This is a genomic window from Nocardia sp. NBC_01388, assembly GCF_045040085.1.
Classification (GTDB): Bacteria; Actinomycetota; Actinomycetes; order Mycobacteriales; family Mycobacteriaceae; genus Nocardia.
In genome coordinates this window covers 1680978-1694009 of the sequence record NZ_CP109553.1, presented here as the reverse complement: position 1 = coordinate 1694009, position 13032 = coordinate 1680978, and the positions used below count along the sequence as shown (strand labels likewise).

Sequence of the window (13032 nt, the reverse complement as noted above, 5' to 3'; positions counted from 1 at the left end):
CGATCGTGAGGTTCCATCATGCTTTTGCGCTTGCTCGGAACTGACACTCGTAACAACGGCAGTCCCACCCTGTTCGCCTCGGACCGAGACACGTACGTCGTGTTGGGTTGGGAAGTCCTGGAACGGGATTCCCGACACATCGAGATTCCGCATCGCCTGCTGACCTACCTCGAACAGGGGACCTGTCTCGGTACGCTGCTCCGGGATACCGGACACGGGACGTTCGTCCTGACCGGTGAGCCGGTGACCGATCCAGCCGCGCTGGCGCGGATCAATCCGCCGACCGGGGAACGCACTATCGAAGTACCGATCGGAAAGGAAATTCGCCCGGACGATGTATCTACTCACTGCTGACGAACAAGAACAGCTGTTCAGGCGATGCCGGCGGGCTTTTCATCTGGAGGTCCAGGACAGCTACACGGTTGCGGACGAAGCCGAAGCGCTGGCGAGGTTTCTCGAATCCGGCGAGTTCGAATATGACCCAGAGTGGCGGCACTGGGACGACCTCGTTCGTGAGGTCACGGAATCTGGGAGGGCAGTGCAGCGGGTCCGAGTGGTCACCGAACCGCACACCGACTACACGCGATTCTTGTACGCCACAACCGCAAGCAACATCGACTCGGGCGAGGAAATCCGCTGGCTCCCACGCCATGTGATCGATCCTGACGAGTTGACCGCAGATGATTGGTGGCTGTTCGACGACGACACAGTGGCTTTCACGGCATTCAGGCCAGACGAAACCCTGGGAGGGTTCGCAGTCACCAAAGACCCGAGAATCAGCGAATACTGCCGCAGTGTCCGTAATCGCGTGTGGAGCCTGGCGACACCTCACGCGGAGTACCGAATCAAGCAGTGAGCAGCGTCCAGCAAGCACGAGAAACACTCGGCGCGCGGCTCCGGGAACTTCGAAAACAGGACGGCCTGACGGGCCTGGAACTGGCGAAGCTAGCAGGCTGGGACAACTCGAAGGTCTCCCGCTACGAACACGGCAAACAGACCCCGACCGAGCAAGACATCCACACATGGTGTGCGCTGACCCACGCACCGTCACATCTTGCCGATCTGATCGCGTCCGTACGGAACGTCGAAGCGGCTTGGATCGAGTGGAAGCGGATACAGTCCCACCGCATCCAGAAGAAGACAGCGCAGGTAGAGACCGAATCCAAGCTGATCCGCGGATACGATCCCGACCTGATCCCCGGCCTGCTGCAGACGCAGGACTATGCAACCGAGGTGCTCCGAGAATGTATCCAGTTCGTGGGCGGTCCCGATGATCTCGCCGCCGCCGTAGCAACGCGGATAGAGCGTCAGCAGGTTCTGCGCAAAGGCGCGAGACGATTTCATTTCTTGATCGCGGAGCAAGCGCTGTACACGACAGTTGGGTCGGATGAGATCATGGTTGGCCAACTCGAATACCTTGCGGCTCAGGTCCGTTCGTCTCGGGTCGCCCTCGGGATCATTCCGCGCACAGCGCGTTTCCGAGTCCCGGTAACCAACTTCCTGATGTACGACGTTCGGCAGGTCCACGTGGAGACCGTCACAGCCGGGCTCACGATCACCCAGCCGCGCGAGGTGTCCCTGTACGAGAGGGCGTTTCAGATCTTGGTTCGGCAGGCTGTCAAGGGAGAAGCAGCCCGCGAGCTGATCCGAGCGGCGCTGGACAAGCGCCGATAGACCTCGCGTTGCGGTGGCAGAGTGCCAGCACTCGCACGCCGCCTCGGAATACGAAGCGGCGGGCTCCCCTTGATAGGGGAACCCGCCGCGGCAATGGACCGGGGGTTCTCGGCAGCCCTCCGGAACACTCGCTCGGTCCTAACGCCGGTTTTGAGTGTAGGTCAGGCTTACCTAACAAGGCAAGCCCTTCGCGGCGAGGCTCGCGGCGGAGCTACTTGGCGAGGGACTCGTTCCAGTCCAGGATGCGGTGGCTCTTGACTACGCCGTGGAGGACGAAAGGGTCGTTCGCTACGAATTGTTCGGCGGCCTCGCGGGTGGTGAAGATGGCCATGGAGCCGTTTTCCTGGGGGTCGGCGAAGGTTCCGATCATGACGAGGTCGCCGCGGTCGATGTAGGGCTGGTATCGGGCTACGTGCGCGGCGAAATGCTGGGGGGCCTTTTCGGCGAGATCGTCTGCGGATTCGTAGAACACGACGGCTTTCATGGGTTGGCTTCCTCTCGGCTCACCGGGACCGCGATAGCTTCCAGACAGTACTGCGCGGCCGCGCGCCAGGGACTACCAGCGCATCATCGGCGCTGGATGGAGTGGGTGCCGCAGCGAATGACGAATGACGCCAGTGAGCACGATTCGATGGAAGTGTTCGTAGGGTAGTTCGGCTACGACGGAATGCACTGTGGCGCGGGGGATTTGGTTTCGGAGCAGGCCGTGACTGGCGTCTACGAGGTCGGCGATGCGGAAGGTTTCGACGAGGCGGTCTTCCTGTACTGGGCGAATGCGGTGGTGGTCCATGACCATTCGGTGCACGAGGTCGGGGTCGGCGATACCGAACTTCTCGACGAACTCGTCTGCCAGGGCTGCCGAGGGCTCGAGGTAGTCCATTGTTTTCGCTGTCCAGACGCCCAGGTCGTGGATCGCCCAGGCGAGGGCGGCCGAGTCGGGGAGCGAGTCGACGCCCAGGAGTCGCAGTTGGTAGTTGAACCCGCGCAGGACGTGGTTGCGGTAGGCGTCGTATTCGTCGCCCAGTTGCGGGCGGTAGCGGTCCAGAACGGCGTCCACGATCGGGTGGCTGGTGATGATCAGACTACGAGCGGCAGGCGAACCCATATCCGCACAGTACCGACGATCGGGGACCTATCCGGGCATGTTCTTCGCTCGGCCGTCCGCGACGGCGAATCCGGGGTAGTGACGGGCGGCTTCCCGGGCGGAATCGAGAAGTTCGGGCGGACCGGAAAGCGTCCAGATGGTGGTGCGGTTGTTCGGGAGGTAGTCGGCGAATCGTTTCCAGATGTCGGATTCGGTGTCGGCGGTGAGGATTTCGCGGACTACGGGAGTGGTGTCGATCGGAACTGCCGTGGCGGGCTCCGCAGGGCGGAACTCGAGGAATCCGCGTGGGCCGTATTCGGTCTTTCGGGCCGGGTAGGGATTTCCGGCGTACGCCACCGTCGGGTTGTCGGTGAGCTGGAGTCGCCGGTGGACGTGGCCCAAGGCCCAGTAGTCGTAGCCGCTGCCGGTCAGCGTCGTCAGTTTTGTCGGCGCGCAGGGACGACGGCTGTCACCTCCGGTCAGGCTGGTGTGCAGCAGTCCGATATTGGTCCAGCCATCGGCGGGTTCCGGGTAATCGGCGGCGAGGTCGCGCAATTCGTCGGGGTCACCGATGGACTGGCCGTGCACCACGATCCCGCTGTCCGGCCAGTAGTGCGTGCCCGGCGCCTCGATCGGCGCCACCCAGCAGCTCGGCGGCAGGCGAAGCTGTTCGGGCAGTGAAGATTCGGCGTCGTGATTGCCCCAGATGAGGGCCACCGGGATGCCCGCGTCGTGTAAATCCGCCAACGCCGCGTTCGCCGCATCCGAGGCGCGCCGGGTCGCCTCGTGACGGTCGAAGAGGTCGCCCGCGATGAGCACACCGTCATAGCGGCCGTCGAGGATATGACGCAGTAGCGCGTCGAAGGCGTCGTACGCGATCTGCACCGGGTCGATCGGCGGGCAGCCCGGGTACTCGGGCACCGCGCGCAGCCGCGCACCCAGGTGCAGATCGGCCAGGTGCGCCAGCCGGATCATCGGGATCGCTTCTCACTCATACGGTTTCGCCACCACTCCAGGACGACCAGCACCACGGTGGAACCGAGGACGCCGATCACGGTCATGGCCATGGCCTCGGCGCGGTGACCCTGATCGAACTGGCCGAGAATCCACGGCGACAGCAGCTGCAGCGAAGCGGGCCGCACCATGGAGGAGGCGACGACCTCGCGCACCCCGAGCAGAAATGCCAGCAGCCAGCCCGCCACGATGCCGGGCATGAGCAGCGGAATCGTAATGCGCCACAGGGTCTGCCACGCGGTGGCGCCGGAGGTCGCGGCGGCCTCGAGGAACTTGTCGTCGACGGCCGCGTAGGCCACCTTCACGTTCTGCAGCACCACCGGCAAGGTGATGACGACATAGGCGAGCACCACCATGGCGCGAGTGTTGTACGGCGTGAACGGCAGCCAGGGCGCATTCCACAGGAAGATGAAGCCGATCACCAGCACGATGGTCGGCACGGTATCGGGGGCGATGCCGAGCAGATCGATGCCACGCCGCGCTGTGGTCCGAGCTCGCGTTTCGGCGACCCGACGCCGGGCGATGACCATGGCGCACGCCACCGCCAGCACCGTCGCCACTGTGGCGGCGATCAGCGCCAGGGTGATGCTGTTCTGCAGGGCATCCAGCCCGCGTCCCGGTCGCAGCACCCGCGCGAAATAGTCGAAGGTGAGGTTGTCCATCGACGGCTGCTTGGACCGCAGCACGGTCATCGCACCGAGGATGATCGAAATGTAGGGCACCAGCACCGATATCAGCAGCACCAGCCCGATCCAGACCCAGCCGGGCACCGTCCACCAGCCGGTGTCGACCCGGGTGCGTCGCGCCACCCGGCCGCCGAACGGCACTTCCCGCCGGCTCATCCACTGCTGCAGACCCCAGACCGTCATGCCCATGGTGAGCAACACGGTCGAAAACGCCGCGGCCCGAGGAAAATTCAGCGGGTCGATGGTGACATTGCCGTAGATCTCCGACACCAGGACCGGGAACCCGATCCGGTTCCCGAGCGTGACGGGAGTACCGAATTCCCCTGCGGCCCGAATGAATACGATCAACGCGCCGAGCGCGTAGGTGGGGCTGAGCAATGGTGCGAGCACCAGCCGGAACCGCTGCCAGGCCGATGCCCCCGCCACCGCGGCCATCTCGTCGAGCGAGGCCGGCACCGCATCGAGGCGATTACGCAGCAGCAGATACAGGAACGTGAAGATCTCGCACGACATGATCGCGGCCATGCCGACCGGCGACTCCACCACCGACCGCACCAGAGCGCCGCCGGACGTTCCGAGCCACCGCTCCCCCAACCCGTTGATGCGCGTGAAATCCAGCCACGCCATGGCCGCCACGTACGGCGGCGTCAGGAACGGCACCATGACCGCGATATCGATCCAGCGATGCCGCCGCAGCCGAGTCCACGACATGAGAAACGCCAGCGGCGCGGCCATGGCGGTCGAGATGACAACCACCAGCACGCCCAGCAGCACCGTATTGCCGACGATCCGCAGGTTCGCCGGTTGCAGCAGCTGCCCCAGCGCCGACGGGTCGCCGTTGTACCCGGTGACGGCCCGGATCAGCATGGCGATCAGCGGCGCCGCGACCGCCACGAGCAGCAGCGCCAGCAGGGCGTAAACCCTTGCACCGGAACGGAATCGGGTCTTCGTTCCGGCGGAGCCGAGATCGGTTCCGCCGGAGTCGATATCAGTGGTCACAATCAGCCGAGGTACCGCTTGGTGAACTCCGCGAGCACATCCTTACCACTGGCCTTGGCCTGATCCCAGGTGAAGTTCAGCTGCTTGACGTCGGCGTAGGAACGCGTACCGGCGGCAGCGGGCACATCGGTGCGCGCGGGAATCATCTTGCGGGCCGCGGAGATCGCCTGCCCCTGCGGGGAGAACATGAAGTCCACCAACGCTTTAGCGGCGGCCGGGTTCTTGGAATCCTTGACGATGAACACCGGTCGCGGCGTGATGGTGGTACCGGAGGCCGGCGAAACCACCTGCAGCGGTTCACCCTTGTCGATGGCCGCGTAGGCGGAATAGTCGACGCCGCCGAGCACCACCGCGTGCGAGCCCGCGGTCACATCGTCGAGCGCCGGGCCATTGGCGCCGTGCACCACCATGCCGTTGGCGAAGAGCTTGTCGAACAGCTCCCAGGTCTTGTCCTTGCCCCAGGCGATGGTCATGGCGGTGACCAGGTCTGCGGCGGTACCGGATTCGCGCGGATCCGGCATGATCACCTTGCCCTTGTATTCGGGCGCGGTGAGATCGGACCAGTCCTTCGGCGTTCCGGGAGCGGCCTTGGTGTTCACGACGATGGTCAGCGCCGAACCGTCACGGCCGGTGAACGCATTGCCCTTATCGGCCCAGCCGGGCTGGATCTTGTCCGCGTCCTGCGGGCTGTAGACCAGCGCCTTACCGTCGGCGGCGTACTTCGCGACCGGCGTCCAGGAGGCCAGGTACACCACATCGGCCTGCGGGTTCTGCCATTCCGCATCGAGTTTCGCGGTAATCTTGCCGGTTTCGCCGCCGAAGGTCTTCACCTTCACCCCGGACGCCTTGGTGAACGCGGCCACCAGATCGTCGGTGAGCTCCTGCGGATTGGCCGAGTACAGGGTCAGATCCCCGGACAGCCCGGCCGGAGCGGTCCACGTCGCCGCGGGCTTGACAGCCGGAGCGGAGTCGTCGGCCGAACCACACCCGGCGACCACGAGGGCCGAGGCGAGGACGGCCGCGGCAAAGGCGCGGCGAGACAGAGACATCGGGATGATTCCTTTCGAAAAGCGGTACAGCGAAAGCTCAGGAGGCCGGGGTGATGACATCGGCGGCGTCCAGCGTCAGGCGCACCTCGGTGCCCGGCGCGTGCGCGGCGGGATGCGGGACGATCCAGGGCCGGTCGACTCCGGCGACCTCACAGTGCAGGTGGTAGTTGCCGCCGATGAATACGGCCGAGCGAACGGTCGCGGGCACCGTGAGCGCCTCCGCGGGAGTGCCATCGCGATGCGCGAGAACACCATTCGCCGACCCGGTCCCGTTGCCGTCCGCGAGCACTCGCACGCGCTCGGCGCGCACGCCTCCCCCGCTCGGCAGCGGATTGAAGGTCCCGACGAATCCGGCCACGAACGTATCGGCGGGCCCGCGGTAGAGCTCCTCGGGCCGCCCGACCTGCAGAATACGACCGGACCGCATCACCACGATGCGATCGGACATACTCATCGCCTCGGCCTGATCGTGGGTGACGAATACCGTCGTCGCCCCCAACTCCGTGGTCAGCGAACGGATTTCGGCGCGCAGCTGCTCGCGCAGTGCGGCATCGAGTGCGGACAGCGGCTCATCGAGCAGCAGCAGCGCGGGCCGCGCCACCAGGGCGCGCGCGATGGCCACCCGCTGCTGCTGACCACCCGAAAGCTGGTGCGGCATCTTGCCCGCCGCACCGGTGAGATCGACCCGCGCCAGTGCGTCCGCGACCCGCTCCTCGATCTCGGTGCGCGCGACGCCCGAAACCCGCAAGGGGAAACCGACATTGGCGGCGGCCGTCAGATGCGGCCACAGCGCCAGATCCTGGAACACCATGCCCAGCCGCCGCGCCCGCGGGGGAACGAACACCCCCGACGCGGTATCGCACACCGTCTGTTCACCGAATCGGATCCGCCCCCGCTGCGGCTCGTCCAGCCCGGCCAGCAGCCGCAGCAGGGTGGACTTGCCGCAGCCGGACGGGCCGAGGACGGACAGGAATTCACCGGGCTCGATCACCAGATCGGTCGGCTGCAGCCCAGTCCCGTCACCGTAGGTGCGGGACAGTCCCTCCACCACAACCCGTGCTCCGATATGGTCCGCTGCCGACATAGGCGGTGACGGTAAGCAGTGATTCTGTCTCGATGGGGCGGGTCGAGTGAATTGTGAGTGACTTCTGCGGTCACCGGCCGGTTATCGGACGAAGCATGTCCGGCGCACCGGCAGACCGCGGTCCTCCAGCGCCGCCAGCATGGCCTGGCCACGTTGTGCGCCCTCCGACGAGGACGTGCCCGCCAGCGCCGGGACATAGGTCGCCGCACCGACAATGGACTCCGCGACCAGCGACCAGAAGCGCCGCACACCCAGCCCGGCGCAGCGCGCCATCGCCTCCTGCACCAGCGCCAGCCCCGGTTCGCAGCGATGCGCGAGCCATACGTACAGCGCCTGTTCGCACGGCAGCGCGACCACACCCGGCCGGCCGATCAGGCGATCGCCGTCCACCACGCGAATAGTGGTGTCCACCAGGCCCGCCCAGTCGATCCCGCCGTCGTTGTCGGTGTGGATCCACAGATTCTCCAGGCCCGGATCCCAGGCCCGGCCCTCGGAGACCAGCATGGCCATCACGCGGCCGACCACCGCGTGGATGAGCGCGGTCGCCACCACTTCGGCGGCGATCTCGGCATGGGCCATCTCGGCGACGTGCCGGCGGTACATCAGTTCGATGCGGCCCTCACGAATTCCATCGGCCAATCGCCACCAGCGCCGTTTGCCCTGCTCAGCCATGACGGCGACGGCATAGACGCGCGGGTGCTCCGGTTGCAGGCCGCGCAGGCGGGCGCTGGCCCGGACGAAGGCGATCCGGGAATCGCGAGGCGTGCACACGGTTACGGGTTCGAGCATCGAACCTCCTCATTCATCGAAAATCAGGCCAGTGGGTACGCAACGAGGTAAAAGGTAGGTTAGGCTTACCAAGCTAACGAGAGCAATCAACACAACAGGAGTGGTTCGTCACCGTGCCCGCCGTAGCCACCACCAGACGGCGACGTCTGACCGGACTGGTCCTGCTCGCCGCGCTACTGGTGTGTGCCGTGATCGCGAGCATCGCTCTGGGATCGCGTTCACTGCCACTCGGTGCTGTATTCGACGCACTCACCTGTCCGGCGGGGTTACCGCTGTCATGCCCCGCCGACGGAACTGCCGGACAGATCGTGCGCGAATTGCGGTTACCACGAACCGGACTCGCGCTCATCACCGGTCTGGCACTGGGGATGGCGGGGGCTCTCATTCAGGGCTATACCCGAAATCCGTTGGCTGACGCGGGATTACTCGGAATCAATGCCGGCGCAGCTTTTCTGGCCGTGCTCAGCATCCATCTCTTCGCGCTCACCGCTCCGGCGCAGTTCATTTGGTTCGCCTTCACCGGCGCATTGATCGCGGGAGCGGTCGTGTTCGGCGTGTCGGCCATCGGCGGCGGTAAGGCCAGCCCGCTGAGCCTGGTACTGGCGGGCGCGGCCGTGACCGCCTTCCTGCAAGCCATGACGAATGTGGTTGTACTGCTCGATCAAACAGCGCTCAACAGCTACCGGTACTGGGTGGTCGGCGATGTCGCCGGGCACGATGCCTCGGTGTTCCGGCAGGTCCTCCCGTTCCTTGTTATCGGTGCGGCACTGGCGCTCATCGCCGCTCCGGGCCTGAATCTGCTCGGGCTCGGCGACGATGTGGCACGCGGGCTCGGGGTGAACCTCGGGCGCAGCCGGGCACTCGGCCTGGCCTCGGTCGTGCTGCTCGCGGGCGGGGCCACGGCCGCGGTCGGGCCGATCGCGTTCCTCGGCCTGATCGTCCCGCATCTGGCCCGCAGCATTACCGGCCCGGATTACCGCTGGCTGGTCCCCTATTCGGGACTGCTCGGAGCGATCGTCCTGCTGCTGGCCGACACCACCGGCCGATTGATCGCCCGCCCCGGTGAACTGCAGGCCGGTTTCACCCTGGCCGCACTCGGCGCCCCCTTCTTCATTCTGCTGGTACGCCGCCGAAAGCTGGTGAGCCTGTGACTGTTCCGACGCCCCCGCCGACGGTCACACCCGACCCGCCCGCACGCACTCTGCGCGCGGTACGACCGGCACTGCGCGTGCACGGCTTCTCGACGGTGCTCCGTATCAGTGCGCTGCTCATCATCGCGGTGCTTATCGCCGTACTGCTGGCCCTGTTCGCACTCGATATCGCCACCGGCGATTTCCAGATTCCGCTGGGCCGGGTACTGGATGTGCTCACCGGCGGTGGTTCGCGCGCCCAGCGATTCGTCATCATGGATTCGCGACTCCCCCGGGCACTCACCGCGGTCGTCGTCGGCGCGGCGCTCGGCCTGGCCGGTGCGATCACCCAGTCGATCCTGCACAATCCACTGGCCAGCCCGGACATTCTCGGTATCACCACGGGCGCCAGTTGCGGCGCCGTCGCGGTCATGGTCGGCACCGGCGGCAGCGCGACCGGAGTGGCCGCGGCACTGGGCGTTCCGGCCGCCGCGCTGGCGGGCGGGCTGCTGACGGCCATCGTCATCTATCTGCTGGCCTGGGGACGCACCACCACCGGGGACAGCGGAGTGATGGGATTTCGCCTGGTACTCATCGGCATCGGCGTGAATGCCGCACTGCTGTCGGTGGTGAGCTGGCAGCTCACCCGTGCCACGCTCAGCGATGCGGCCCACGCACAGCTGTGGCTCACCGGATCGCTGGACCGTTCGGATTGGTCTACCCTGGTGCCCGCCGCCATCGGTCTTGCCCTCACGCTGGCGGTAGCCGCGGTATCGGCCCGGACGCTCGCCGCGCTGCGGTTCGGCACCGATATCACCCGGGTCCTGGGTGTGAGAATCCAGACGCAGCAGGCGATTCTGCTCGCCGCCGCCGTCATCGCCGCCGCCCTGGCCACCGCCGCGGCCGGACCGCTCGGCTTCGTCGGCCTGGCCGCGCCGCAGATCGCGCGCCGCCTGCTGCGCACTCCAGGGGAACCGATCATCGCCTCCACCCTTGTCGGCGCGATCGCCGTGGTGGGCGCGGATCTGATCTCCCGCACCATATTTCCCATCGATGTGCCGGTTGGTGTGATCACCGCGGGCATCGGCGGCCCGTTCCTGCTCTACCTGCTAGTGCGCACCAATCGGAAGGCGACGCTGTGACAACGGAAAACAAGACCGTGACACTCGCTGCGGATCACCGGATTCCGGCCCCTGGGCACCGGCTGGAAGCGTCCGGCATCACCCTCGGATACGGCGACCGCGTCATTGTCGACGGACTGTCGCTGGATATCGCACCAGGTGTGATCACCACCGTCATCGGCCCCAACGGTTGCGGCAAGTCCACCCTGCTGCGCTCGCTGGGGCGACTGCTGAAACCGCGCGAGGGCCGGATCCTGTTGGACGGCAAGGCCATTTCGTCCATGAAGACCCGCGATATCGCGCGCATCGTCGGCATGCTGCCGCAGACCCCGATCGCCCCCGAGGGCCTCACCGTCGCCGATCTTGTTGCGCGCGGCCGTCATCCGCACCAGTCCTGGTTGCGACAGTGGTCGGCCGATGACGAATCGGAGGTGATCCGCGCGCTGGAGCAGACCGGTATCGCCGATCTGGCGGATCGCACGCTGGACGAGCTCTCCGGCGGGCAGCGGCAGCGCGCCTGGATTTCCATGGCGCTCGCGCAGGGCACCGATCTTCTGCTGCTGGACGAGCCGACCACCTATCTGGATCTGGCGCATTCGCTCGAGGTGCTGGATCTGGTCGACCGCCTGCACGCCGATTTCGGCCGCACGGTCGTGATGGTGCTGCACGATCTGAATCTGGCGATCCGCTACAGCGATGAGCTCATCGTCATGTGCGCGGGCCGCATCGTCGCGCAGGGCAGGCCCGGCGACATCATCTCCGCCGAATTGTTGCAGCAGGTGTTCGGTCTGCGCGCCGAAGTGCTCGAGGATCCGGTTTCCGGCCGGCCGCTGATTGTGCCGATCGGCACAAGGCATGTGCACGGCGCCGACGGCCAGGATGCCGTTTCCCCGGCCCAGCTATGACCAATACCACACAGCTACCGACCGGTTACGACGACTTGTAGTACGCATTCGTGTCGTTGTCTCCGTAAACTTGTGGGATGGCAGGTCTTGGTGAACTCGAGAAAGCGGTCATGGACCAGTTGTGGTCGGCCGATGAACCCCAAACGGTGCGGCAGGTGCACGAGGCCCTCGCTCAGCGCCGCGAGCTCGCGTACACCACGGTGATGACCGTTCTGCAGCGTCTCGCGAAGAAGAATCTCGTCCTCCAGCAGCGTGATGATCGCGCCCACCGGTACGCCCCGGTGCATACGCGCGACGAACTCGTCGCCAGTCTGATGTTCGACGCACTGCAGCAGGCGGATGAAGTCGGGAGCCGTCGAGCGGCGCTGGTGCACTTCGTGGAACAGGTCGGAGCCGACGAGGCTGCCGCGCTGCGCGACGCACTCGCTAAGCTCGAAGCCACCGAGGCGGCACGCAAGGAGCCGAAAGACTCCCTGTAGCTTCAGCCTCGGCCCAGGCCCCACAACGCAGTGAGCTGAGGAATGGACGTAACAGCGCCGGTTTTCGCCGGTCTCGCCTTGTTGCTGGCGGGACCGGTTCCAGCGCTGCTCAGCCGAGCGACCTGGCCCTATCGCAGTCCCCGTGCGGCGCTGGTGCTCTGGCAGGCCATCGCCCTGGCCGCGGTATTGAGCGCCTTCGGCTCCGGACTCGCCATCGCCAGCCGACTGCTGGTGCCCGGAGCCCACGGCCGGCCCACCACCACGCCGAGCAAGGAGATCGCCGCGCTCGGCCTGCCGCTGTGGCTGGCCCTGGTCACGGTCTTCGCGCTCACCCTGCTCGTCGGCGCGCGCCTCATTTTCTCGGTGGTGCGCGTCGGAATACACACCCGTCGCCGGCGGGCCCGCCATCGCATGCTGGTCGATCTGCTCGATCAGAGCGGGGTGGCGCGCAATTCCGCCGATATCCGGGTGCTCGCCGCCACCGAACCGATCGCCTACTGCCTGCCCGGCATTCGGCGCCGCGTCGTGCTCAGTCAGGGCACGGTGACCAATCTTTCCCATGAGGAGTTGACCGCAATCGTCAGCCATGAGCGTTCGCATCTGCGAGCCCGCCACGACCTGGTGCTGGAGGCGTTCACCGCGGCACACGAGGCGTTCCCGCGGGTGGTGCGCTCCAAATCCGCCCTGGATTCGGTGAAATTGCTGATCGAATTGCTGGCCGACGACTCCGCCGTGAAGGTCACCGGGCCGACCCCGCTGGCGCGTGCGCTGGTGGCCTGCTCCAATTCGCCTGCGCCGCAGGGCGCGATGGCGGTGGGCGGGCCGACCACGCTGATCCGCATCCAGCGGCTGGCCGGGCCGATGGGTGATGTGCGCATTGCCGCGGTCGCCTATCTGGCCGCCGCCGCCATTCTCGTGGTGCCTACGATGGCCGTGGCTATTCCGTGGTTGCAGGAGCTCACCCGGTTGCTGAACCGTGCCTGAGCCGCGCAGCACCACTCCCGATTCGTCGTCCGAG

15 protein-coding genes are annotated in these 13032 nt (G+C 66.3%); 8 read left to right on the top strand and 7 right to left on the bottom strand.

Translation table 11 applies throughout. The features are described 5' to 3' along the window. Positions 1-18 precede the first annotated feature (18 nt). Genes OG716_RS07850 through OG716_RS07840 form a run of 3 tightly spaced genes read left to right on the top strand, consistent with a single transcriptional unit; the run spans position 19 to position 1674 of the window. Positions 19-354, top strand: a complete 336-nt coding sequence (locus OG716_RS07850) for a hypothetical protein (protein WP_405137015.1) — start codon at positions 19-21, stop codon at positions 352-354. After that, entirely contained in the window at positions 335-856 is a 522-nt protein-coding gene (locus tag OG716_RS07845) for a DUF6879 family protein (RefSeq protein ID WP_405137014.1), read from the top strand. Before OG716_RS07850 ends, OG716_RS07845 begins: the two co-directional genes overlap by 20 nt. After that, positions 853-1674, top strand: coding sequence for a helix-turn-helix domain-containing protein (locus OG716_RS07840; protein ID WP_405137013.1), 822 nt, complete (start codon positions 853-855; stop codon positions 1672-1674). The genes OG716_RS07845 and OG716_RS07840 overlap by 4 nt, the downstream gene beginning before the upstream one ends. A 211-nt stretch (positions 1675-1885) precedes the next feature. Here OG716_RS07840 and OG716_RS07835 read toward each other — a convergent pair whose 3' ends face one another. The 7 genes from OG716_RS07835 to OG716_RS07805 all read right to left on the bottom strand — a co-directional run bounded on the left by OG716_RS07835 (position 1886) and on the right by OG716_RS07805 (position 8379). Beyond that, complete coding sequence (locus tag OG716_RS07835) at positions 1886-2158, bottom strand: YciI family protein (protein WP_405137012.1); 273 nt, start codon at positions 2156-2158, stop codon at positions 1886-1888. Between the two features lie 72 nt (positions 2159-2230). Next, on the bottom strand, positions 2231-2779 hold the full coding sequence (locus OG716_RS07830; protein WP_405137011.1) for a hypothetical protein: 549 nt from the start codon (positions 2777-2779) through the stop codon (positions 2231-2233). 27 nt (positions 2780-2806) lie between these two features. Next, positions 2807-3733: an exonuclease SbcCD subunit D gene (locus tag OG716_RS07825; protein WP_405137010.1), complete on the bottom strand. Its 927-nt coding sequence runs from the start codon at positions 3731-3733 to the stop codon at positions 2807-2809. Further along, complete coding sequence (locus OG716_RS07820; protein WP_405137009.1) at positions 3730-5457, bottom strand: ABC transporter permease; 1728 nt, start codon at positions 5455-5457, stop codon at positions 3730-3732. Before OG716_RS07820 ends, OG716_RS07825 begins: the two co-directional genes overlap by 4 nt. A 2-nt stretch (positions 5458-5459) precedes the next feature. Beyond that, positions 5460-6506, bottom strand: a complete 1047-nt coding sequence (locus OG716_RS07815; RefSeq protein WP_327139991.1) for an extracellular solute-binding protein — start codon at positions 6504-6506, stop codon at positions 5460-5462. Between the two features lie 37 nt (positions 6507-6543). Continuing rightward, positions 6544-7590: an ABC transporter ATP-binding protein gene (locus tag OG716_RS07810; protein WP_405137008.1), complete on the bottom strand. Its 1047-nt coding sequence runs from the start codon at positions 7588-7590 to the stop codon at positions 6544-6546. 81 nt (positions 7591-7671) lie between these two features. Next, positions 7672-8379 carry a hypothetical protein gene (locus OG716_RS07805; RefSeq protein WP_405137007.1) on the bottom strand — a complete coding sequence of 236 codons (708 nt, stop codon included), beginning with the start codon at positions 8377-8379 and terminating at the stop codon, positions 7672-7674. A 113-nt stretch (positions 8380-8492) separates the two neighbouring features. On the opposite strand from OG716_RS07805, the gene OG716_RS07800 reads away from it, so the two are divergent. The 5 genes from OG716_RS07800 (at position 8493) to OG716_RS07780 (ending at position 12998) form a co-directional block, all read left to right on the top strand. Further along, positions 8493-9530, top strand: a complete 1038-nt coding sequence (locus tag OG716_RS07800; RefSeq protein ID WP_405137006.1) for a FecCD family ABC transporter permease — start codon at positions 8493-8495, stop codon at positions 9528-9530. Then, positions 9527-10651, top strand: coding sequence for a FecCD family ABC transporter permease (locus OG716_RS07795; protein ID WP_405137005.1), 1125 nt, complete (start codon positions 9527-9529; stop codon positions 10649-10651). Before OG716_RS07800 ends, OG716_RS07795 begins: the two co-directional genes overlap by 4 nt. Positions 10652-10692: 41 nt before the next feature. Continuing rightward, complete coding sequence (locus OG716_RS07790) at positions 10693-11535, top strand: ABC transporter ATP-binding protein (RefSeq protein WP_405139579.1); 843 nt, start codon at positions 10693-10695, stop codon at positions 11533-11535. A gap of 77 nt (positions 11536-11612) precedes the next feature. Next, positions 11613-12014 (top strand): BlaI/MecI/CopY family transcriptional regulator, encoded by a 402-nt coding sequence (locus tag OG716_RS07785; protein WP_327139996.1) that lies wholly within the window; start codon positions 11613-11615, stop codon positions 12012-12014. 42 nt (positions 12015-12056) lie between these two features. Beyond that, on the top strand, positions 12057-12998 hold the full coding sequence (locus OG716_RS07780) for a M48 family metalloprotease (RefSeq protein WP_405137004.1): 942 nt from the start codon (positions 12057-12059) through the stop codon (positions 12996-12998). The last annotated feature ends 34 nt before the right edge of the window (positions 12999-13032 follow it).